The sequence below is a fragment of the Candidatus Cloacimonadota bacterium genome (genome assembly GCA_016932035.1).
Taxonomy (GTDB): Bacteria; Cloacimonadota; Cloacimonadia; order JGIOTU-2; family JGIOTU-2; genus Celaenobacter.
The window spans coordinates 36,786-59,689 of sequence record JAFGDR010000052.1 but is presented as its reverse complement, the minus strand read 5'-3'; the positions used below and the strand labels follow the sequence as shown (position 1 = coordinate 59,689).

Here is a 22,904-nt window from a genome sequence, read left to right as displayed (position 1 = left end):
GTCGCGCATAGGATGAGAGCGATTCGATATACCTGCGCTGTCCTTCTGCATAGAGTGTGTCAAACGCAAGAGAGGATTTCCCCGACCCGCTCACGCCGGTAAACACGATCAATTTGTTTCGTGGAAGAACTACATCGATGTTCTTCAGGTTATGCTCCGCAGCACCCTTGATGATGATGTTTTTTTTCATAAAATTTCAAGACCTCGAAAATAAAAGTGTAATACATTATTAATGTGGGTTTGGGATGTCAAGCTCCTGGAATTATTTTGGATATACTTAACAAAACATCGATCGGTTACAGGTAAGTGAATATTAATGTAGCAAAGATATCAAAAGTGTTGATTATGTTCATTTTTTTCTTGCCATAAATTTGCACCTTTACAATCATCATTCATAAATAAAAAATAATTTTTGGGGTGCAGCTATGAAAAAAATAATAAGCATTTTTATCGCACTTCTCCTCTTTTTATCACAAGCAACGATACTACTCGCGCAATCTGATTATGAGGAGTGGCTCAAAAAGGAACAGAAGAAAATCGAAGACTATAAGAATGAACAGGACAGACTTTTCATGAAATTCCTCGAGGACGACTGGAAGCAGTTCCAGGTTTTCCAGGGCTTGAAAGTCGATGATACCCCTAAACCGGCTGATATTCCAGAGATAGAACCTCAACCACTCAAGCAGACCGAAAAAGAAAGGGACGACACGATACAAGAAATCGATGTCCCAAAAACCCATAAGTCTTTTAAATCCCCGCAAGCTGACCTCAAAGCAAAACCGGCGACTAAACCGGAACAGATAAAGCAGGAGGAAGTAAAAAAACCTCAGCCAGCCCCAAAAACAAAAACCAACGTTGCTTCAATTAATGTAGATTTTTTTGAAGCACCTGTTTCAATACCTGATGAATCATCATTGAAAATCTCCCTGAAAGGTAAACCAAACAATGAGAGTATTGCGGCTTATTGGAAAAACATCAGCAATGCGAAATTTGAAAGCACACTTGATAAAGCTGAATCCTACAAAAAATCTCTCGCACTGAATGATTGGGGTTACTGCTCACTCCTTTACTCAATTGGCAAGAAGATAAATAAGGGTGATAAAACAGATGCACTTCTTTTCACCTGGTTCATGCTAAATAAGTCCGGCTATGAAGCAAAGGTCGGCTATTCGAATAATAACGTGTATCTTCTCCTTCCCAGTAAAGATGATATCTTTGGAGCACCATATTTCACAATTGATAAAAAACGCTTCTATGTCATGTCCCTTGACGGCAAAGAGTTGCAGCTCGGTTCGATGTACACCTATCAAGGTGATTACCCGAAAGCTACCAGAACAATCTCACTCGACATGAACTCCCTGCCGGTCCTAGGGAGTAATGTGCCCAGGCAAGTTAAGTTCTCTTACAACGGCAAAAAATATACGATCAAATATACCTATAATAAAAACGTAGTGAATTATCTGAACACCTATCCCCACACGGTCTATCCAATTTATTTCAGCACTCCGCTCATGGATCAATCATATGCATCTTTAGTGGAGCAGCTCAAACCGATTTTGAGCGGGAAATCTAAATCCGAAGCGCTGAACATTCTCCTGCGATTTGTCCAGACTGCTTTCGAATACAAAACTGACCAGCAGCAGTTTGGAAAAGAAAAGTGCCTCTTTGCTGAAGAAACCCTCTATTATCCATATTGTGACTGCGAAGATCGTTCGATCATTTTTGCCTATCTCGTGAAAAAACTTCTCGGGCTTGACGTCATAGGCTTGGACTACCCGGGTCACATCGCAACAGCGGTAAAAATCTCAAATGTTGATGGGGATTCTGTTTTATTCAATGGATCAAAATATCTTATCTGCGATCCAACATATATCAATGCCAACATTGGGATGAGCATGCCGCGATATAAAAATGTGAAACCGGAAATCATCAAAATATCGAGCTAAAAGACCCGAGAACACATTTTCTTTAATCAAAAAATAAAACTCATATATATAAGGAGTACTCATGGCGTTTAGAGAATTGTGGTCTAGTAAACGTGCATTCATTTTAGCGTCGATTGGATCAGCGATTGGGCTTGGAAACCTTTGGCGTTTCCCTTTTAAGTGTTATGAAAATGGTGGCGGAGCCTTTCTGGTGGCATACTTCATTGCTCTCTTCATAGCTGGTATTCCTGTATTGCTTCTGGAGATCAGTCTCGGTCATAAGTTCGGGCTTGCTGCACCCGGAGCATTCAAGAAGGTAAAGAAGAAGTTCGAGTTCCTTGGATGGTGGGCGGTTCTGGTAGGATTCGGCATCGTTACGTACTATGCGGTGATCATGGCATGGAGTCTGCTGTATGGTGTGTTTTCTGTTGGTCACAAATGGGGCAGCGACACCGTATCCTTCTTTTACAACGATTTTCTCAAACTCACAGAATCCCCCCATCAACTCGGTTCGATCAATCCGCTTATTCTCATAGGACTCGTCATCTGCTGGATACTTATCATGTTTTCGATCTGGAAAGGTGCAAAAACAGTCGGTAAAGTTGTGTATGCAACAGTTGTCCTTCCCTGGATTTTGCTCATTGTTTTCGTTGTTAGAGGCGTGACGCTCCCGGGGGCAGGTATCGGCATCCTGTACTATCTCAAGCCGGTATTTGCCAAGCTTCTTGAGCCCTCGGTCTGGATGGCTGCATTCGGGCAGATATTCTATTCTGTATCGATCGGTTTCGGCATTATGATCGCCTACTCAAGTTTCCTTCCTAAGAAAAGCGATATTCTTGGAAGTGCATATATCATAGGAATTTCAGATGCCCTAACTGCATTTGTTGGCGGTTTCGCAGTTTTTGGAACACTCGGGTACTATGCAAACCTCAAGGGGCTTCCCATAGAGCAAGTGCTGAAAGGCGGTCCGGGACTTGCATTCTGCACCTATCCGGAAGTCATCTCCCACCTGCCGTTTGCACAAATATTCGGCATCCTCTTCTTCCTCATGCTCATGACATTAGCGATCGACTCCGCTTTCTCTCTTGTCGAAGCTTTTGCTGCAAGTTTGGAAGATAAGTTCGGCATCAAACACCGGACTGCAAACTTTATCGCTTCTGGAGCTGGGCTTCTTTTCGGGATCATCTTTACCTTTGGTGCAGGAATGTACTGGCTGGATATTGCAGATCATTTCCTCGAACATTTCGGTCTTATCCCGATTGTGCTTGTTGAGTGTATTGTCATCGGCTGGTTTTACAAAACGAACAAACTCCGCAAACATCTCAATGATGTATCGCATGGCAGACTAAAGGGCTGGTGGGTCTGGTTTATCAAGATCGTGATCCCCGTAATTCTGCTCGCGCTGTTCATCACTCAGCTTATTAAGGAAATCAAAACTCCATATGAAGGATATCCGACTTCTGCCATTGCTATTGCCGGCTGGGGAGTGGTTATCATCCTTCCCATTATTGCGATTATATTTTCACTTATAAAAGCACGTCATGACAGAGCAGATGAGGTGAATGTAGAAGATTATGATTAATACAATAAAAAAGCAGATCAGTTAATCTATAAAATATCAGATCACTTCGTATTTATCTTAATGATCTTATCATTGCTGATGAGGACATCTTTGCCCTTCTTGTTCTCGAGCAAAACCCAATCCTCATTTGCTGACTTGATCATGCCTGTTTCCGAGCTTGAAACTGATTCGATGGTAAGATAATATATTTTCACTTCCCGCCCCATAAGATTCTTTAATAATGAAATATCCATAGGTAACCTTTCCTTTGCTTTTTTTCTTACAAAGTATGCAAATGCCCTTTTCTTTTTCCTCTGCTGAATGATCATAAAGATCATAAAGAAAATTGAGATAAAGACAGAACTATTCATCAAACTCCTGAATTTTATAACTTTAAATGTAAGGATGGACTGCTGGTTCTTGTGTCAAGCAAAACAATTTTACTTCTGGAAAGATTGACAGGAGTGAGGATATAAAAAGTAAACTTTTCCCATGAAAGTGCTTTTTATCAGGTTCAGTTCTCTTGGAGATGTACTGCTCACCACTCCAATTATCCGTACTTTTCGTACACATTTCCCGGATGCTGAAATTCACTTTCTTACAAAAAAACAGTTTGCTCTACTTCTCGAATATAATCCACATATCGATAAGCTTATCCGTTTTGATCCTGAAGATGAGTCCATGCTCCAGCTTATCATTCGTCTGCAAAAAGAGCATTATACTCATATCATCGACCTGCATGATAAATTACGTTCTGCGTTGATAAAGAGATTCGTAAAAGGAAAAACAATCACGTATAAGAAAAAGCACCCTTACAGGAAAAGACTTCTGAAAGATCACAACCTGAAACCAATATCATCTACGGTTGAACTCTATGCTTCGGTGCTGGAAAATTTCAATATTAGGTTGGGCGAAAGAAAACTCGACCTCTTTCTTCCTGAGAATGAAGAAACAATAGCAGAGAATTTTCTGCCTTCTGATGGGAAAAAAATAGTAGCAATCTCTCCGGGAACATCGTGGTTTACCAAGCAATATCCAATCGAATATTATAAAAAATTAATTGAACATCTTCTCAATAATTACGAGGTTAATATCATTCTGATTGGAACTGAAAATGAGAAAAGTTTGACAGCAGAAATTACGAGCATTTCTCAAACCGGTATATGTGATCTAGGTGGAAAGACTTCGTTAATCGAAACAGCGGTGATCATCAATTATTCAGATCTCTTTATAAGTGGAGATTGCGGATCCATGCACATAGCTGCTGCTCTCGGAGTACCACAGATCGCTATTTTTGGTCCAACACATCCAAAACTCGGTTTTGCCCCTCTTAATCCTCGTGCGAAAATCCTCACCCTCAATCTTGATTGCAGTCCCTGTACGCTTCACGGGAATGATCGCTGTCCAAAAGGACACTTCAAATGCATGATGGGTATGCTCCCAGAAATGGTGGCTGAAAAAATTTCTTTATAAATTTATCAAAGGAGTCCTATGGAATCTTCACGTCCTTTATGGAACGAATATTTTATGAAAATCGCTGAACTGGTTTCCTCTCGCTCAACCTGTCTGCGCAGAAAAGTCGGAGCAATCATCATTCGTGATAATCAAATCCTGTCCACGGGATATAACGGTGCACCTAAGGGAGTTCCCCATTGCGCTGATGTCGGCTGTCTGAGAGTAAAACTAAATGTTCCTGCCGGCGAAAGACATGAGCTGTGCAGAGGTATCCATGCCGAACAGAATGCGATTATTCAAGCTGCAGTTAATGGTGTTTCCGTCAAAGGTGGTACTATGTATTGCACCCATCAGCCCTGCTCGATCTGCGCAAAGATGATCGTCAATGCAGAGATCAAGAATGTGTATATTGCGGATTCCTATCCGGACAAACTTGCGGAAAGCATGTTCAGAGATGCTGGCGTAAATCTTATCCTCTTGGATTTGAACGCAAAAGATCATCTGAAAAAACTTATCTAATGTTTACTCATTACCTTGAAGCCTTGCTGTTTCGGACACTGTTCCGTGCAATTAATCTCTTTTCGCTTTCTGCAGCGAGACGTATTGGTCGCTTTCTCGGACTAATTAATTTCCATATTATAAAAGTTCGATGTGATGTCGTTGAAAAACAACTCCGAGCTGCTTTCCCACATTTGTCTGAAAAAGAGATCAGGAATCTTGTACGAGAAATCAATATCTCTTATGGTTATACTGCGATCGAGTTTTGCTGGTTCTCCCTTAAGACCTATGATGAGGTAAAGAATTATCTCATTATCGATGGAAAAGAACATATTGAAGAAGCGCTTTCGTTTGGACGCGGTTGTATTATCTTTTCCGGACATTTTGGCAACTGGGAACTCGAAGCACAGGTCCTTGGTAATCTTACAGGAAAGATATATGCTGTAGCTAAGGAACAGAAAAATCAATATTTTAATACGTTTATAAATAGGATCCGAGAATCGAACAATCTTTACCTGATCCCAAAGAAGGGTGCTCTTCGGGGGATCGTTGATACACTGAAAGTAAACAAAAGCATCCTCATGCTTGGCGATCAGAATGCTGGCAAAACTGGAATTCCACTTAACTTTTTCGGTATGCTTGCTCAAACGAATCCTGGCACTGCAAAGATAGCATTGAAATTCAATACTCCCGTCATCTTTGCGGTCTGCTATCGTCTGCCAGATGGCAAATTCCATGTAGTACTGAAAGAACCACTTATGTTAACGTTCGAGAAATCATTAGATAAGTCGGTACAGTTTTACACGCAATTATTAACTTCCGAGTTAGAGCAGATGGTAAGAAAACACCCGGAACAATGGTTCTGGTTTCATCGACGATGGCTGCAAAAAAAGCATTTAATACCTGAGGAGAGTAAAAATGAATAAAAAAATCTTCATTATATTGAACGTTTTGTTTTTAATGTATTCGGTCCTTGTTGCAGAAACCCATACATTCATTGGAGAATGGCAGGGATCCATTAATGTGCCCGGTCAAAAACTTGAAGTAACAGTAGAATTCCTCCTTGAAGATGACCAAATCGTTGGTTTTATAGACATACCCCTTCAGCAAGCGATCGATCTTCCGCTTACTGATATTTCTGTAACTGATGATGGGGTATCTTTTATGATTCAAGATGTGCCGGGAGAACCAACTTTTAGGGGAACCTTCACCGATGATAATAATGCTCTAAGCGGAGAATTTACCCAGTCTGGTGGGACGTTTGATTTCACTCTCTTAAGAAAATCTGAAGTGGATAAACGAGATGAAGCAAAAAAACTCGAAGATAAAATCGATGCGATCAGAACATTCATCGATACAACGATGTCCACATGGCATGTTGCCGGTCTTTCTGTTTCGATTGTAAAGGATGATGAAGTTTTGATGGCAGAGGGTTTTGGATATCGAGATTATGAAAACAAGCTTCCTGTTACTTCGCAGACTCTTTTTGCAATAGGCTCATCAACAAAGGCATTTACTGCATTCTCCGTTGGGCTTCTTGTGGACGAAGGATTGATAGATTGGAACACGCCCGTTCGAGAATATATGCCTGATTTTAAAATGTATGACGATTATGCAACATCAGAAATGACTCCCATCGACCTGCTTACCCACCGTTCCGGGCTTCCCCGTCATGACCTGATGTGGTATGGTTCCAATTTCTCGCGGAAAGAAATGTACGACCGGCTGCGATATCTCGAACCGAATGAACCATTCCGTTATACTTTTCAATATCAAAACCTGATGTATATGACTGCTGGTATTCTTGTAGGCAGAATGACGAACAGCACCTGGGAAGATGTTTTCTACGAGAGAGTATTCAAACCACTTGGAATGAACAACAGCAATTTTTCTGTAAATATTTCACAAACCAAAGATGATTATTCTCTACCCTATAGGATTAATAAAGAAGATGTGATAGAAAAGATGGATTTCAGGAATATCTCAGCAATAGGACCTGCCGGCTCAATAAATTCTTGTGCTGATGATATGGCACAATGGGTAAAGATGCTTTCGAACAAAGGAATGGTCGATGATACGCAGCTTATGCTCGAAGCAACGGTTGAAAACCTTATCACACCACATATGTTCCTCAGTATAAAAAACTCAAATGAAGAACTTTCATATTATAATTATGGACTGGGCTGGTTCATACAGACTTATAGAGGACATCCATATGTCAATCATGGGGGCAATATTGATGGATTCACAGCACTAGTGAGTCTGCTGCCAGACGACAATATAGGTATTGTAATTCTGACGAATCAGAATAATTCTAGCTATACAAGCATTGCAACCTACTACATCATAGATCAACTCCTCGATCTCGAACCTGTTGACTGGCATGGGAGAAACCTAAGCAACAGACAACAATTTTCTGAATTAGAGGAGGTGAGTGGTGACCTGGAACGGGTTGAGGGAACCAAACCCTCTCACGAATTAGAAGACTATACCGGCACCTATGAGAATCCGGGTTATGGTACTGTCCAGATCGGGCAGGATGGAAAAAACCTGTATATGGTCTATCACTCCTTTGCAAGTCCCATGGAGCATTGGCATTATGATGTTTTCAAGCCAACCGAGGGTGTGCCGGCACAATCAAATATCCTTTTCGAATTCCACTCCAACCTCCAGGGGAATATCAATAAGGTGTCTGCATCATTGGAATCTTCCGTACCACCAATCGAATTTGAAAAACTCCCGCCGGACATCATGACCGATCCCGAATATCTATTACAATTCACCGGATCATATGATCTTGCTGAAATTATAGTAACTGTAGATTTAAGCACATCAGGATCGCTTATACTCACCTATCCCGGTCAGCCAACCTACGAGCTTCTTCCGAAATCCGAAGATGAATTCCAGATCGGTGAACTGCAAAATTATTTTGTGAAATTTACCATTAAAAAGGATGAGGTTACAGGATTGACTTTTATCCAGCCAAATGGAACGTTCAATGCTGAAAAGGTGGAAAATAAGTAAATCTCTTAACACGTATACGATCGTGTTGCATAATTCGGGCAATTTATAAAAATATTGCGTAAAAAAGTTACTATCATCCAATGATGAATATTATTTAATATACGAGGTATCTTCATGAAAAATATCAATTCTGAAGGAAAATCTCAATTTGGACATATCTTCAGCAAGATTTATAAGAAATGGTATATCGGAATGGTCATCGCAGTGATCATCGGTTTGATCGTTACACTTTTCCACGGAACCGATATCGGAAAACAGCTGGAATGGAAAACAGTCGATTACCGATTCCGGAAATACACCATTCCACAGCGTGCAGATTCAAATGTTGTGCTGGTTGCAATTGATAACACAAGTTTGGACTATCTTGAGAGTTTTGGGTACCTATGGAAGTGGCCACGGAATTTCTACGGTATCGTGGTCAATTACTTTTCCGCTGTCGGGGCAAAAGCTGTTATTTTTGATATGATGTTCGATGATCCTGATATTGACCGGGCAGAAACAGACGCAAGCCAGACCGATGGTGAATTCGCCTATTTTGTCAAAGAAGCAGGTAATGTCATACTCGGCTCAGAATTCACCATGAACGAGACTGATGTTACGCCGGATATCACTGCTTTTTCAATAAAACCTCATTCTGCTGATAAGCTCTATTCGCGTGACTTCAAGGGCGGCATTATACCAATTGATATCCTGCTTCAAGCGACAAAATCTCTTGGCTTCCTTAACATACGGCCAGATGATGACGGGATCATTCGGAGAGTGCCGCTTATATATCGGTACAAAGAGCATTATTACCCGCAAGTTGCATACAGCGCATTCCTTTTAGGATCGGACAGGAATGATATAAACGTAAAAGGCAACACGATAATTACAAACGGATCACAGATCCCCGTTACACATGACGACAAATATTTTATAAACTGGTATGGGCCAGGCGGCAATGAAGGTGTATTCAAGTATTATCCCTTTGCTGCTGTATTTCAGTCAGCTTTAGCGAGGCAAACAGGTGGAGAACCCACGCTTCCGGAACATACTTTCAAAGACAAATATATCATACTCGGCGCCACCGCATCCGGTCTTTCTGACCTCCGTCCTACTCCCTTCATCAATCCATATCCTGGAATGGAAATCTGGGCAACGACACTGAGCAATTTTCTCAATAAAGACTTTATTCATATAGTTCCTGCATGGATCAATATCCTTCATACAATACTCATTGCATTCATCACATTTATTATTTTCATCCGCCTTAAACCAAAGATCGCAAATCCTCTCATGATCCTCGTGTTGGCATACATACTTGGCATAACGATCTTGCTCTGGAAAGCCGACAGAATTCTTCTCAACATGTCAATGCCTATCATCGGTTTTGTGCTTTCCTACGGGTACAGCGCGACGATCAGCTATATTATGGAGGGACGCTCGAAGCGTGACATAAAAAAGGTTTTCACCAGATACCTTCACCCGGATGTCATCGAAACACTGCTTGTAGATCCTGATTCTGTAAAGATCGGGGGTGACAGCATTACGGCAACAGTTCTTTTCACCGATATCGCCAGCTTTACGACCTTCTCAGAAGGCAAAACCCCAAAACAGCTTGTTGATTATTTGAATGAATACTTCGACAAATTAACGGGCTTCGTTCTCAAAAATGATGGGCTTCTCGATAAATATACTGGTGACGGTATTATGGCTATGTTCGGAGCCCCTATCCAGCGAAAGGATCACGCACTTATTGCATGCAGGGCAGCACTTGAGCATCGCCGTTACTGTAAAGATTTGATAGGTTCAAAAGAGGAATTCACACCTGCAGACAATTTCCATATTCACACAAGGATCGGGCTGAACTCCGGACAGATCGTTGCAGGAAATATCGGATCGAAGAACAGAATGGACTACACAGCTATCGGAGACAATGTAAACCTTGCTGCGCGTCTCGAAGGTGTGAACAAAATATACAAAACCCAGATCATGATGAGTGAATCGACATATGAATTGATAAAAGATCAATTTCTCTGCAGGGAGCTCGATCGGCTTCGCGTAAAAGGGAAAACCGAGCCCACCTCTGTATATGAACTCATCGATGAAAATACCGAAGAAGCACGGCGGGAAAATGCTTGGATCGAGGAATATGTCCAAGCGCTTGAGTACTATCGTCATGCCAATTGGAACAAAGCTATTGACATCTTTGAAAGGCTCTCGCAAAATCCAGTCAATGACAAAGCATCAGGCGTAATGCTTGAGCGTTGTAAAAAATTTAAACACGAAGTCCCGAAAGATTGGGACGGTATTTTTACCCTGGAGTTAAAATAATGAAAAATAAATCGCGATTTTTTATGGGTGCGATCTTACTCGTTATAGGAATAATTTCGATCAATCTCTTTGCATCTGAAAATCTGACGATCAATCGTGAATCGGCATACCTGAGAAGCGGTCCGGGATCCTACTATCCCCCGAAAGCAACATTGCCACAGGGATACGTGGTCGTCCTCATAGAAGATAAGGATGCATGGCTGAATGTTCAGGCTGATACCATCGATGGATTCATTTCCCGGAAAGTGACCGAAGGCAAAAAGGAATCCGAAGACCTCTTCGCAGAGATCGGCTCACAAAAAGCAATTACTGAAATTTCTCAGATTGGTATGACAGCAGGCATCAAGGCGATGAGTGGTAAATTCTCAAAAAAGATCGATGAAAAGATCGACTTTATTGATGAATTTTTGAGCTATCATATCGATCCGTATAAATTTGAACAATTCAGGGACGACACCTATCGCAGCACAAATCTTAAAAAAATCCAGAAAAGTGTAAAACTCCCCCGCTTTGATGCACCGCAATTTTTTACCTTCTCAGAAGAAGCAATGGGATTTGCAATTGCAAATAAGATTGCCGAACTCGGTCTCTACCACAACACATCGCTTCAGGATTACATTAATTATGTGGGACTTCTTGTCGCCCAGGCAAGCGATTCCTATGATATTCCCTACAAATTTTTTATCCTGGATCTGAATGTGCCGAATGCATACTCCTGCCCGGGCGGAATCGTTTTCATTACAACTGGTATGCTTCAGGCAATAGCAAACGAGGCAGAGCTGGCAGCGGTACTCGCCCACGAAATAGCCCATGTCTCACATTATCACGGTATGCAGGAACTCGAGAAAAGGAAAGTGCAGATCATCGCAGAAGATTCTTTTGCAGAACTTGATGAACTCTCTGATGAACTGTATGGTCATGACGAAAAATATGATGATGTGGAGGCTGAACTCGAGGATATAGCACTCTCTATCTATGAAACGATCTACCAGGGACGTCTGGAAGAATATGAAGAAGAAGCAGATGGATTAGCGCTTCTCTATACGGCTCGTGCAGGCTACTATCCCAATGCCTTGGAACACATTCTTATGCGCCTGATCCTTCTTGGTAAAGCTTCGAATAACGAACATTATACACAGGATCAGATCGGATGGAGAAAAGATCTTGTGGAAGAGAAGCTTGAAAACATGAGTCTTCCCAAAGGGCTTCAATATTGGGAAGATCGCTATCTGCAAAAGACAAAATCGCTCTCATCCTCAAAATATTGACACAAAGGCAGATAGATTTCTGATGTACACAAATACGGAGGTTGTATGAAAAAGATTTTCGTTTTTATTATTGGATTTTTGTTTATCGTCCAGGCACTTTCTGCACTGGAGATGACAGAACTGATCGACTGCCCCACTGCGGGTATTCTTCAGAAAGGGGAAGTAAAGTTCCCGATCAGTATTTTTGATAAAGGGGGTGTCTCATTCGGTGCAGGAGTCGGTATCCTTCCAAAACTTATGTTCGGCATTCAGTTCGGCGGTGAATACATTATCGGTGATTCTATTCCAAAATGGAATTCCTATCCTGGTGTGTTCGTGAAATACCGCATCTTTGATGAATCACCAGTACTTCCTGCAATTGCTATCGGTTTTGATTCCCGTGGCTTTGGAACCTATACAGATTCGCTTAGCGACGGCACAGAGATCAACAGGTTCGCTGTTAAATCAAAAGGATTTTATGCTGTGGTAAGCAGGAACTTCCACTTTCTTGGAAATCTTGGTCTTCACGGCGGCATAAATTACAGCACAGAGTGGGATGACAATGACGATAACATCAACTTCTTTGTCGGATTTGACAAGAGCATCAACCAACATATCACATTCCTTATGGAATATGACTTTGCTTTCAACGATAATGGCAGTGGCGGAGATGAAGAAATATACAGCTTTGGTGAGGGCAACGGTTATTTGAATGCTGCACTTCTCTTTAATATTGCACATAACATCAGAATTCAGGTTAATTTCCGTGACTTCCTCGGCAATCTTTACAAAAATCCAGACCGTTCGATCTCGATTGGATATTTTGCACAACTCTAACATGATGATAAAAAAAATACTCAAGCCGCTTGTTCTGTTGAGCGGCTTTTTATTTCTCTGTTCCTTTGTCCATGCTTCAAACCCGCTCTATTACTACTCTCTTGCAGAGGTTGCTCTGGATCATGGAAACTATGCAACTGCAGACTCTCTCCTCGAAATAGCTTACCTTATCGACCCTACATCAGAAGAGGTGATCCTCGAACGCCTGAATGTGCTCTACTACCTGCAGAATGATGAACGATTGATCTCCTTTGCAGAAGATGTACTGAAAAATGGAATAATCCTCCCTGAGGTGTACATCATGCTGGCAGAAGGATATCTTGCCGTAGGTGATACAAAAAAAGCTCGGGATATTCTCCAGAATGGCTTGCATCAAATCGAAAAGAAAAGCATGCTGTATATAGCATTGTATCGGGTTGCTGCCCAAGAAGGAGATGGTGTGGGTGCAATGCAATACCTTCATAAAGCAGAGATTGAGACTGATGACCCAGACATCCTATATCAGATAGCAATGGAATATTCCCGTCTGCAGGATTACCTTATGTTCGAAATGACGCTGCAGAGAATCCTGCGAATTGATCCTGACTTTATGCAGGCGCATGTATGGCTCGGGGATTTCTATTACAACAATAAAGATTTCTCTCGAACGATCGAGCAACTGAAGTTTGTTCTCGATAATTCAGTGGAAATAACCTCGATCACCCTGCGTCAACTCCTGCTTTCGTATTACTTTACTCAGCAGTTTGAAGATGTTCTCGATCTCTCAGAATATTTTCCGCTTGAGAACATGGACTCAGTTCAGAAAAGGATGTTTTTCTTCTCTGCATACAAAGCGATGAGATTCCCGGAAGCTATTAAATACGGTGAAGCACTGATCCAGGAGAAGGATATGATGGAACCTGACCGTCTTCAGGAGTTGTATCAAATGATGGCTGTATCTGAGATCCAGCTTCAGCATTACGGCCGGGCAAATCATTATTTTAAGGAGATCAGCGACCAGCGTTTCCTCATTCCACATCTCAACATACTTCCTTTTATTGTGAACGAGACCGGAGATGTATCTGTCTTTAAGGAACTGCTCAACTTTGCGGACTCGACCCGGGCAGACACGCTTGCCTGCACCATGGAAGCGCTCCTTGCCTATAACTATGCAAAGATGGACTCCCTAGATTTATGCAAAAAGTATCTTAATAAGATCAATTTTCAACATTGTATGGACGATTATCCTCTCGTGCTGATCGCCTATGCTAAGTTAAAAACAGATACCCCTGCAGATTCTGTCTATGCTCTTCTTGAGATGCGTCCCCGCAAGGAAATGACAAGCGCTCAATGGCTTGGTCAATATTTTGGAGATGTGGAAGACATCGAAAAAGCACAATATTATTACACACAAGCGTTCGAGCAGGACAGCACCAATCTCGACCTGTATTTGAACGTCGCACAATTCTATAATCGGCACGATCTCTTTGAACAGGAGATCGCAACACTTGATAGGGGAGTCATCCTTTTCCCGGATAATCCCGATCTTCTGAATTGGCTGGGATATTCACTGACAGAACACGACATGCGTCTTGATGAAGCGAAGATGATGCTTGAAAAAGCGGTCGAACTTGCGCCCGATAATATCTATATCTGGGATAGTCTCGGATGGGTCTATTATAAACTCGGTTTGTATCAGGATGCACTCAATGCGATGCACAAGGTAATTGAAAGTGATGTCGAGGACTCAGTCATCTTATATCATATCGGGCTGATCTATCTTAAGAACGGCATGGAAGAAAAAGCAAAGGAAGCTTTACAGAACTCTATTAAGGTGAATAATAATGATGAAGCTGTGAAAAATGCTCGAGATGCACTAGAGAATTTTAAATGATCAACATGTGGTCATAACCAATATCATTGGACAAAAAAATTGGTGCTTATGACTTTTTACCTATATTTATTCAAAAGGAGTTTACATGGCACAGAAGAAAGCAGATAAAGTTGAACGCTTTAAATTCGAAAAGATAAATATTTTACTTTTTATTGCAGCGATCGTAGCGATCATAGCTGGATTCATTATTGTGAATTCTACAACCACTTTCGGGACGATTCTTCTCGTACTCGGCTATGCGGTACTCATTCCGCTTTCCCTTCTTATCAGACCCAAAAAGAAGGACACAGAAACCGAATAACTGCATGCAGAAAAAGACTGTCTTAATCCTCTTCCTGATCTTCACGCTTGTTCCGCTGATCGAGCTCGTACTTTTTGTTAAGATCGCTCCTCTTATCGGGTTCTGGCGCACAATTGCGATCATTATTATAACAGGATTAGGGGGTGCCTATCTTGCAAAAACTCAGGGTCATGGCACCATCGAAGCGATCAAACAGGAGATCTCTCAAGGAAAATTTCCAGCAGAGCGTTTATTGGATGGTGCGATCATTCTTGTAGGCTCTGTCCTGCTTATCACACCGGGATTTTTGACCGATGCAATAGGATTACTCTGTATGTTCCCCACAACGAGGGTAATTTTTAAAACACCCCTTAGGAATTATATAAAAACCAAATTTTTCGGTGAGGATTTTATCGTCAATTCGTAGGTTAATTCCCCGAGTTGACCGAGGTCGATTGGAGTAATCGATCATACATGCTTCGATCCAGCTTCAAGGTGTTACGCCGTGACAGGTAACCTCAGCATGACATTTATTTGAATTTTTGACATTTTATTAGAAATTATGATTTAGAAATTTGATAAGATGTAATCTTATCCGTCGATAGCTTGTTCTATAATTCCACCACCGATCACATATTCTCCCTCGTAAAATACCACTGACTGCCCGGGAGTGATACTCATTTGCGGTCTATCGAACAGAACCTTTATTCCATGCTCTTCCGGATAAATTGTGCAATGCTTTTCGGTTGTATTGAAGCGTACTTTTGCCTTTGCTCTTATCGGGCACATCACTTCCTCATATTTGATCCAATTACATTCATTCGCGACCAATCCTTTATGAAATAATTGACCTCTCTCTCCAACCACGATCTCATTTGTTTTCGGTCTAACCTCAAGCACATACAGCGGATGGGGCGCAGAGATGCCAAGTCCTTTGCGCTGCCCGATCGTGTAGAAAGGAAATCCCTTATGTGTACCGAGAATATTTCCTTCTGAATCGATAATGTTTCCGGAATGAATTGTCTCGTGAAAACGTTTTTTTAAAAACATTGTATAGTCATCATGAGGTACGAAGCATATCTCCTGGCTTTCAGATTTTTCTTCAATATTTAGATTAGAATTTGTGATCTTTTTTTTGATGTCTTCCTTTGTCTCTTCTGCAAGAGGAAAAATCGTATGTTCGAGCTGGTATTGGTTCAGTCTCCACAAAAAATACGATTGATCTTTTGTGTGGTCTCTGCCGCGTTTGAGTAAAAACCTTTGTGTTTGTTCTTCGAATTCGATGGATGCATAATGCCCAGTTGTTATGTGGGATGCGCCCTGTGCAAGCGCTTCTTCGAGGAGCAGTCCGAATTTAATTTCCTTATTGCAGAGCACGCATGGATTCGGTGTCCTTCCTGCAATATATTCGTCGCAGAAATTTTGTATGACCGTTGAGGTAAAGAACTCTTCTGCCCTGATAAGAACGTGTGGAATACCAATTTTTTTGCAGAGTGCTTGTACTTCCTTAAATTCATCCGTGTGATTCGGATCGTCTGCTGGATGCTGTTTACAAAACATTTGAAGGGTGATGCCAAAAATATCAAAATCCTGTTCTTTCAGCTTGATGGCTGCATACGCGCTGTCCAGTCCACCGCTCATTGCAACTGCGATCTTTTCCATACTTCATTGGTACTGTGGGGTTCGATTTTTCGTCAAGTTTGGAATGATGAGATCGATTGGTAATTGACATGTTCGAACTGGACTTCATCAGCTATTTAGCTGATGGAATTCAACACGAACTATCATTGTTCCTTCAGCCTGAACCACATTCCCTTTTCGGGATCATGAAGTCCAGTCTGACAAATCCATTTTCTCATTTTCCACCATTTCACGCTTGGGGTTTATATATATATATCGAAAAAAATACCGGTCTATTCCAACAACACTCAAAAAAGTTGATATTTTTCCCTTTTACTCGCAGCATGAATCTCATCTAAATTTGACAATTTATAATCATTTTCGAGTTTTGCTAAACATGAATCTCTTTGGTCCTGAATCATCGGAACATACACCGAAAGGCAAGCAACTTGCTGACGAAAATGTCTTCTCTGTCTCCGAGATCACGGCACATATAAAGAATATCCTCGAATCCACGATCACCCCCCTGTGGATAAAAGGGGAAATTTCCAATTATAAAAGACATTCCTCGGGACACATGTATTTTACGCTCAAGGATGAGAGCAGCAGTCTATTATGTGTCTTCTTTCGCCAGTTCAATCATTACCTCCGCTTTGAACCGGAAAACGGTATGGAGGTTATGTGTTACGGGCAGATCAAGGTGTATGAACGAAGCGGACAGTACCAGCTCTATGTAAACCAGATGCGCCCCCTCGGTATCGGTGAACTCGAGATCGCTTTCAGAAAATTGAAAGAGAAACTGGAAGAGGAAGGGCTGTTCGATGAATTTCATAAAAAGAAAGTCCCTGAATATCCTTCGCGTATCGGGATCGTAACTTCTCCCACCGGTGCAGCGATCCAGGATATGAAGAATGTGCTTTCAAGAAGATTCCCCGTGGAAATATATCTCTATCCTACACGTGTACAGGGTGATGAAGCAGCACAGGAAATCGCAGAAGGAATACGAGAATTCAATAAGCGCAATAAAGTGGACGTCATCATTATCGGAAGGGGAGGTGGTTCCATCGAAGACCTCTGGCCCTTTAATGAAGAAATCGTAGCCCGGGAAATATTTGCATCGAAGATCCCCATTATTTCTGCGGTCGGTCATGAAACTGATTTCACGATCGCAGATTTTGTTGCCGACCTCCGCGCACCGACACCATCTGCTGCTGCAGAACTTGTTGTGCCGGAACGGACTGCGCTTCAACATAATCTCAAGACGTATGCAGACAGGATGCAAAACTTTCTTTATGAAAGACTGCATGAGTACTCGATCCAATGCAGGGAGCTCTCATATCGTCTTGAACGAAGGCATCCCGAAAATGTTCTCTTGAATTATTCCCAGCAGCTCGATGATCTGAATTTGCGGTTGAAGGATTCCCTTGGCTATCTTGTTGACATTCGGTTTGAACTCGAAGAGATGAAGATCAAATTCCTGCAATCGCTGAAAAACTCATGCATTGACATGAACAATAAGCTCCTTGTTGATCTCGATCATACACTTCGTTATTCGATGAATGAAATATATATAAAAGCACATGATCGCTTCATCGACTTGAGTGCAAAATGCGAGGAACTCAATCCTCTAAAAATATTAAAAAGCGGCTATACATTGACGAAAAAAGGGAAGCGTATCCTGAATACCATCAAAAATGTGGCTGTCAATGACCGGCTGGAAATCCACTTCTACGACGGCACATGCGTCAGCTCGGTCACAGAGGTTCATGAAAATCCGGACAATGATCAGACGTAGATTTTTTATCGTGATTCTTGTATTCCTTCTTACAGGATCGGTTACGCTCTCTGCAGAGATGAGAAGTCTGTGGGCTGCTGCTTGGGACATCAATACACCCCAGAAAATAGTAAAAGTTGTAAAAACTGCTGCAGACAATGACTTTGATGCGATCTTCGCTGAAATACGCTATCGGGGAGATGCACTCTACAAGCCAAATCGCTATGATAGGACTTTTCCAAATCCAGAACCGATCTCCTATTTTGTTACCATCGATGGTTTTGATCCGCTCTCTTTTCTCCTTCAGACCGCAAAGAATTTCAATATCAAAGTCTATGCCTGGATGACGACATTTGTTGTCACACCTCTCTATACCTATAAACTACCGGAGAATCATGTGTATTTCACTCATCCGGAATGGATATGCAGAACCAGTGACGATGATCCTATGCTCAGCCACATAGAAGGTGAAGGTGCATATCTCGACCCGGGAATCCCCGAGGTCCAGCGCTATACGCAGGACGTCATACTCGATGTTGTATCAAATTACGATATCGCCGGTGTTATCCTCGATTATATCCGATACCCCGGAAGCGAGTACTCATATAACTCACTAGCACTCGAACACTTTATCAATGATGTTACCGAAAAGAGATACTCGAATAATTACACAGAATGGAAACAGAAGGTCATCTCTGATTTTATTCGGGATACGGGTTCAAAGATCAAATTTCTCAGGCCGGATGTTCAGTTCGCTGTTACTGCCAAGCCGGATAATCACGAAGCAAAATACCGTTTTTACCAAGACTGGGAGCAGTGGCTCACCTTTAGAGACCTTGACTACGTGCACCTTATGATGTACACGAAATCAGACATTTCTTTCAGGAATACGATAGAAAAGAACCTTGTGCGTTTGGATTCCTCAAAAATTGCACTCTCCCTGCGTGCATGGGATGACCAAAAAACATATACTTCAGCCGAGATTCAGTCCAAGATCAGGTATGCGAAAGCTTCAGGATTCGACAATATCTCGATATTCCACTTCGGTGGTCTTGTGGCGAACGGCTATAAGCTTGCAGATACCTTATCAATAAAATAGCATGAGAATCGATGTCCTGCTCGACAAACTCTGCATGGTCAAGCACCGATCAATTGCAAAAAAAGCATGTGATAAAGGACTCGTGTTGATCAATGGCGATCCTGCGAAACCCTCGAAAAAAGTACAGGTTGGAGACATCATCAAGATGACACTCTACGGTTTCATCCTCGAATGCGAGATTACAGAAATCCCCAAAGGGAATGTCGGAAAATCGGATGTGCAGAATTATTATAAGCTTCTTGTACGAAATCAAACCACATAAATGCATAGTTCATAACCCAAAAAAGATTGACATAAATACCCTATTCGGCATAAATTATATAAAAGAACGGAGGCCTACAATGAAAAAAAGATTTTTTGTGACTTGTGCTTTCCTGCTGCTTTTCGCTGTTGCTTTATCAGCAGTGCCGGTATCATATAACCTGGCAGAACAAACAGCACGAACGAAATTGCAGGTAGAAAGTAAAAGCGATTTTATTATTAATAATTTTTATGAACTTAAGGGAGATGATAACGCGGTACTTGCATATGTTTTTCATCTTGATCCCCAGGGTTTTATAATTGTAACAACTGATACTGATATTGTCCCGATTCTTGGTTATTCTTTCATCCATAATTACGAAGTGCCCGAAGAAGGGGAATGGACGATCGGGCAACACTATGTTACTCAAGACCTTTCCCTTCGTAATGAAGCAATTCCTTTCACATCATCAGATATTCTCTCTCAGAATAACATGCTATGGAAGAAATACGAAAACCAAGATGTGGAATATTTCATTTCAAAAGCAAAGGATAGAGATATTTACCCGCCAACAGGTACAACATCCACCGGCGGCTGGATAGAACAGCTTTATGATCAGGGCTATCCATGGAATGTATATTGTCCGCTCGATCCCCAAAATGGTGGAAGATCGGTAGTCGGATGTGTTGCCACAGCAATGTCAATGATCGTTGATTATCACCGATATATCGGCAGTGCTTCCTTTGATGACAGCGATGATTATGTGTCCAATTATACAACTCCCTATATCTATATTGATAATGACCATAACTCTCTTGATTTCCCCTCATTCTCGGAATTGAATCTCCTCCTCGACCAGCTCCGTACATTCTATCAGACGAATACCCCTCTCGACAACCAGATGAAAGCCGTTATTTCCGTTGCCTGCGGTTTCTCCGTAGAGATGAAATACTCCTCAGATGGTTCAGGAGCATATTGCTCTGATGTTCGTAATGAACTTCTGACACGATTCGGATTTGATTCAGCAACACATTATTATTCATCACACCCGAATTTTTATACCGTGATGCAGCAGGATATGATGAATGCAAGACCATGTGAAATGGGAATCACCGGTGCTGGTGGACATGCCATCAATGTTGATGGATATAATACTAGTGAAGAAACCTACCATCTCAATTTCGGATGGGCTGGTTCATACAATGGCTGGTACTCGCTCCCAAGTGGAATGCCTGCCGGTTTCACGACGGTTGATAATGCAGTTATGAATATACAGGGTGGTATTTACCCGTTTATTGAATTTGATGAAATGTTCGTGTCCGAACTTTCAGGAGATGGAGATGGAAAAGTCAATCCAGGTGAAACCGCACAGGTTCGTGTGCGCCTGACCAACAGACAGAGTTTCTCTACTGCAACAAGCGTTGTTGCTACCCTGGAAACCACCGATCCCCGTGCAACAATTACGGATCCAACCGGAACTTACAACGATATTCCTGCGGGTTCATCACAGCTTAATCTTCTGGATCCTTTTGTGATTGAATTTGACGAAGGTATCGGCGTTTGCTCCATACCTTTTAACCTCCATGTAACAAGTAATAGTGGCTACTACGCAGACCTTGAATTTGATATAGATGTTACACTCGATCTCGCTGGCTGGCCTGTTTTGATAACAAATGGAGTTCCCGGTTCACCTGCAGTCGCAGACCTTGACAATGCTGATAACGAACTCGAGCTTGCCTGTGGGGATAAAAATGGAGAAGTACACCTGTATAATATGAGCGGAACAGAACAAGGCGGATTCCCTTATAATACGACCAATCAGATTTACGGCTCAGTTGCCGTTGCAAATATCGATGCTGACGATGACTTAGAAATTATTGCTGCCTCACGTGCAAATAAAATTATCGGTCTTGATCCTGATGGTAGTGTTGTTTTGGATTATACAACGGACAGTAATATTCTCTGCACCCCAGTTGTAACCGACCTCACAGGTGATGGCGTCAAAGAGATAATTGTACAGACGATTACAAAAAATCTCTATGTTGTCGATCAAACGGGTACGATCTACCCGAACTTCCCGATCACGCTTCCGAACTTTATGTACAGCGGTGTTGGTGCTGCAGTTGAAGATCTCAACGGTGACGGCATCAAAGAGATGCTGATCCCCTGTAATGATGGTGTGCTCTATTGTATAGACGAAACAGGCGTGATTGCCTGGCAGGCAACTCTCTCTGCTGCACCTCACGGATCTGCAACGATCGTGAAGTTCATTGATGATTATTACATACTTGTTGGTGCTGCTGATGGTACCCTTACCAAATTAGATAACGAAGGTACGATTATCGATGAATTTCCTCTTTCCGGTGATATCCGCACCTCTCCTGTTGTTATCAATCCAACAAATTCGAATGTTATCAACGACCTTGTCATTATTGTCGGTTCAAACAGTGATAAACTCTATGTCCTGGACTGGAACGGTAATACTCTTGCGGGATTTCCCTACGATCTTCCCGGTGATGTCGAATCCACACCAGCAGTCGGTGATATCGACGGAAACGGTGTGTATGATATCATCTTCGGATGCAATGACAAGTATTTATACGGTTTAGATATGAATGGCAATGCATTAGCAGAATTCCCGATCTATGTTGATTATGATATTAAATCCTCACCGCAAATAGCTGATTTCGATAATGACGGTGATTATGATATCGCTTTCGGTACAAGTGCAGGCATGTGGATCATCGATTATAAGACCCCGTATGGCGAAGGCGATCTCCTGTGCGGCATCTATCGTTATGACCTGGCAAGAACAGGTTCAGTTGACTGTACGCAAAAGACAGGCGTTGGAAGCAATCCGCAGAATCATGACTTCTTCATCACACAGAACTTCCCAAATCCTGTAGCAAACCAGACAACGATTTCCTTTGGACTTCCAAATACACAGATACAAAATCCTCAGCTCAGGGTTTATAACCTGCTTGGACAGCTTGTCTCATCTTATGACATCGATAATCCAAAAGCGGGTGATAATACATTTGAATGGAACGGTAAAGACAACAGCGGAAATGACATCCCAAATGGTGTCTATTTCTACCGATTAGAAACCGATACATATCAGTCTGACATTAAGAAATTGATCTTACTTAAATAAAAT

The 22,904-nt window shown here is 41.8% G+C and carries 19 protein-coding genes; 16 read left to right on the top strand and 3 right to left on the bottom strand.

All coding sequences use genetic code 11. From position 1 onward, the window contains the following. Positions 1 to 190, bottom strand: a 190-nt coding sequence (locus JW794_09100) for a hypothetical protein (GenBank protein MBN2018267.1), incomplete at its 3' end; no start/stop codon positions are given. Positions 191 to 425: 235 nt separating this feature from the next. On the opposite strand from JW794_09100, the gene JW794_09095 reads away from it, so the two are divergent. Then, entirely contained in the window at positions 426 to 1,946 is a 1,521-nt protein-coding gene (locus tag JW794_09095; GenBank protein ID MBN2018266.1) for a hypothetical protein, read from the top strand. 61 nt (positions 1,947 to 2,007) lie between these two features. Beyond that, entirely contained in the window at positions 2,008 to 3,507 is a 1,500-nt protein-coding gene (locus tag JW794_09090) for a sodium-dependent transporter (GenBank protein MBN2018265.1), read from the top strand. A gap of 41 nt (positions 3,508 to 3,548) precedes the next feature. On the opposite strand, the gene JW794_09085 is transcribed toward JW794_09090, so the two are convergent. After that, positions 3,549 to 3,857: a hypothetical protein gene (locus JW794_09085; GenBank protein MBN2018264.1), complete on the bottom strand. Its 309-nt coding sequence runs from the start codon at positions 3,855 to 3,857 to the stop codon at positions 3,549 to 3,551. Positions 3,858 to 3,978: 121 nt separating this feature from the next. Here JW794_09085 and waaF point away from each other — a divergent pair, with 121 nt between their 5' ends. The 10 genes from waaF (at position 3,979) to JW794_09035 (ending at position 15,440) form a co-directional block, all read left to right on the top strand. Next, the gene (waaF, locus tag JW794_09080) at positions 3,979 to 4,959 is read left to right on the top strand and encodes a lipopolysaccharide heptosyltransferase II (GenBank protein ID MBN2018263.1); all 981 of its coding nucleotides are present in this window, start codon (positions 3,979 to 3,981) and stop codon (positions 4,957 to 4,959) included. An 18-nt stretch (positions 4,960 to 4,977) separates the two neighbouring features. Next, positions 4,978 to 5,460, top strand: a complete 483-nt coding sequence (locus tag JW794_09075; GenBank protein MBN2018262.1) for a cytidine/deoxycytidylate deaminase family protein — start codon at positions 4,978 to 4,980, stop codon at positions 5,458 to 5,460. After that, on the top strand, positions 5,460 to 6,365 hold the full coding sequence (locus JW794_09070; protein ID MBN2018261.1) for a lysophospholipid acyltransferase family protein: 906 nt from the start codon (positions 5,460 to 5,462) through the stop codon (positions 6,363 to 6,365). Before JW794_09075 ends, JW794_09070 begins: the two co-directional genes overlap by 1 nt. Further along, entirely contained in the window at positions 6,358 to 8,463 is a 2,106-nt protein-coding gene (locus JW794_09065) for a serine hydrolase (protein MBN2018260.1), read from the top strand. Before JW794_09070 ends, JW794_09065 begins: the two co-directional genes overlap by 8 nt. A 114-nt stretch (positions 8,464 to 8,577) precedes the next feature. Then, entirely contained in the window at positions 8,578 to 10,776 is a 2,199-nt protein-coding gene (locus tag JW794_09060; protein MBN2018259.1) for an adenylate/guanylate cyclase domain-containing protein, read from the top strand. Further along, positions 10,776 to 12,044, top strand: a complete 1,269-nt coding sequence (locus JW794_09055; protein ID MBN2018258.1) for a M48 family metalloprotease — start codon at positions 10,776 to 10,778, stop codon at positions 12,042 to 12,044. Before JW794_09060 ends, JW794_09055 begins: the two co-directional genes overlap by 1 nt. A 45-nt stretch (positions 12,045 to 12,089) precedes the next feature. Next, entirely contained in the window at positions 12,090 to 12,860 is a 771-nt protein-coding gene (locus tag JW794_09050) for a hypothetical protein (protein ID MBN2018257.1), read from the top strand. Position 12,861: 1 nt separating this feature from the next. Continuing rightward, positions 12,862 to 14,733 (top strand): tetratricopeptide repeat protein, encoded by a 1,872-nt coding sequence (locus JW794_09045; protein MBN2018256.1) that lies wholly within the window; start codon positions 12,862 to 12,864, stop codon positions 14,731 to 14,733. A gap of 85 nt (positions 14,734 to 14,818) precedes the next feature. Further along, entirely contained in the window at positions 14,819 to 15,034 is a 216-nt protein-coding gene (locus tag JW794_09040; GenBank protein ID MBN2018255.1) for a hypothetical protein, read from the top strand. 4 nt (positions 15,035 to 15,038) lie between these two features. Further along, positions 15,039 to 15,440 carry an FxsA family protein gene (locus JW794_09035; GenBank protein MBN2018254.1) on the top strand — a complete coding sequence of 134 codons (402 nt, stop codon included), beginning with the start codon at positions 15,039 to 15,041 and terminating at the stop codon, positions 15,438 to 15,440. Between the two features lie 164 nt (positions 15,441 to 15,604). On the opposite strand, the gene mnmA is transcribed toward JW794_09035, so the two are convergent. Beyond that, the gene (mnmA, locus tag JW794_09030) at positions 15,605 to 16,675 is read right to left on the bottom strand and encodes a tRNA 2-thiouridine(34) synthase MnmA (GenBank protein MBN2018253.1); all 1,071 of its coding nucleotides are present in this window, start codon (positions 16,673 to 16,675) and stop codon (positions 15,605 to 15,607) included. 355 nt (positions 16,676 to 17,030) lie between these two features. Between mnmA and JW794_09025 the strand changes: the two genes are divergently transcribed. From JW794_09025 to JW794_09010, 4 genes are all read left to right on the top strand, one after another. Beyond that, positions 17,031 to 18,428, top strand: a complete 1,398-nt coding sequence (locus tag JW794_09025; protein ID MBN2018252.1) for an exodeoxyribonuclease VII large subunit — start codon at positions 17,031 to 17,033, stop codon at positions 18,426 to 18,428. Beyond that, positions 18,415 to 19,506: a family 10 glycosylhydrolase gene (locus JW794_09020; GenBank protein ID MBN2018251.1), complete on the top strand. Its 1,092-nt coding sequence runs from the start codon at positions 18,415 to 18,417 to the stop codon at positions 19,504 to 19,506. Before JW794_09025 ends, JW794_09020 begins: the two co-directional genes overlap by 14 nt. Position 19,507: 1 nt before the next feature. Then, positions 19,508 to 19,768 (top strand): RNA-binding protein, encoded by a 261-nt coding sequence (locus tag JW794_09015; protein ID MBN2018250.1) that lies wholly within the window; start codon positions 19,508 to 19,510, stop codon positions 19,766 to 19,768. Between the two features lie 79 nt (positions 19,769 to 19,847). Continuing rightward, positions 19,848 to 22,901, top strand: a complete 3,054-nt coding sequence (locus JW794_09010) for a C10 family peptidase (protein MBN2018249.1) — start codon at positions 19,848 to 19,850, stop codon at positions 22,899 to 22,901. The last annotated feature ends 3 nt before the right edge of the window (positions 22,902 to 22,904 follow it).

Coding starts and splice junctions, on each gene's coding strand:
- JW794_09095 (MBN2018266.1), top strand. CDS start 426: ATGAAAAAAATAATAAGCATTTTTATCGCACTTCTCCTCTTTTTATCA.
- JW794_09090 (MBN2018265.1), top strand. CDS start 2,008: ATGGCGTTTAGAGAATTGTGGTCTAGTAAACGTGCATTCATTTTAGCG.
- JW794_09085 (MBN2018264.1), bottom strand. CDS start 3,857: ATGAATAGTTCTGTCTTTATCTCAATTTTCTTTATGATCTTTATGATC.
- waaF (MBN2018263.1), top strand. CDS start 3,979: ATGAAAGTGCTTTTTATCAGGTTCAGTTCTCTTGGAGATGTACTGCTC.
- JW794_09075 (MBN2018262.1), top strand. CDS start 4,978: ATGGAATCTTCACGTCCTTTATGGAACGAATATTTTATGAAAATCGCT.
- JW794_09070 (MBN2018261.1), top strand. CDS start 5,460: ATGTTTACTCATTACCTTGAAGCCTTGCTGTTTCGGACACTGTTCCGT.
- JW794_09065 (MBN2018260.1), top strand. CDS start 6,358: ATGAATAAAAAAATCTTCATTATATTGAACGTTTTGTTTTTAATGTAT.
- JW794_09060 (MBN2018259.1), top strand. CDS start 8,578: ATGAAAAATATCAATTCTGAAGGAAAATCTCAATTTGGACATATCTTC.
- JW794_09055 (MBN2018258.1), top strand. CDS start 10,776: ATGAAAAATAAATCGCGATTTTTTATGGGTGCGATCTTACTCGTTATA.
- JW794_09050 (MBN2018257.1), top strand. CDS start 12,090: ATGAAAAAGATTTTCGTTTTTATTATTGGATTTTTGTTTATCGTCCAG.
- JW794_09045 (MBN2018256.1), top strand. CDS start 12,862: ATGATGATAAAAAAAATACTCAAGCCGCTTGTTCTGTTGAGCGGCTTT.
- JW794_09040 (MBN2018255.1), top strand. CDS start 14,819: ATGGCACAGAAGAAAGCAGATAAAGTTGAACGCTTTAAATTCGAAAAG.
- JW794_09035 (MBN2018254.1), top strand. CDS start 15,039: ATGCAGAAAAAGACTGTCTTAATCCTCTTCCTGATCTTCACGCTTGTT.
- mnmA (MBN2018253.1), bottom strand. CDS start 16,675: ATGGAAAAGATCGCAGTTGCAATGAGCGGTGGACTGGACAGCGCGTAT.
- JW794_09025 (MBN2018252.1), top strand. CDS start 17,031: ATGAATCTCTTTGGTCCTGAATCATCGGAACATACACCGAAAGGCAAG.
- JW794_09020 (MBN2018251.1), top strand. CDS start 18,415: ATGATCAGACGTAGATTTTTTATCGTGATTCTTGTATTCCTTCTTACA.
- JW794_09015 (MBN2018250.1), top strand. CDS start 19,508: ATGAGAATCGATGTCCTGCTCGACAAACTCTGCATGGTCAAGCACCGA.
- JW794_09010 (MBN2018249.1), top strand. CDS start 19,848: ATGAAAAAAAGATTTTTTGTGACTTGTGCTTTCCTGCTGCTTTTCGCT.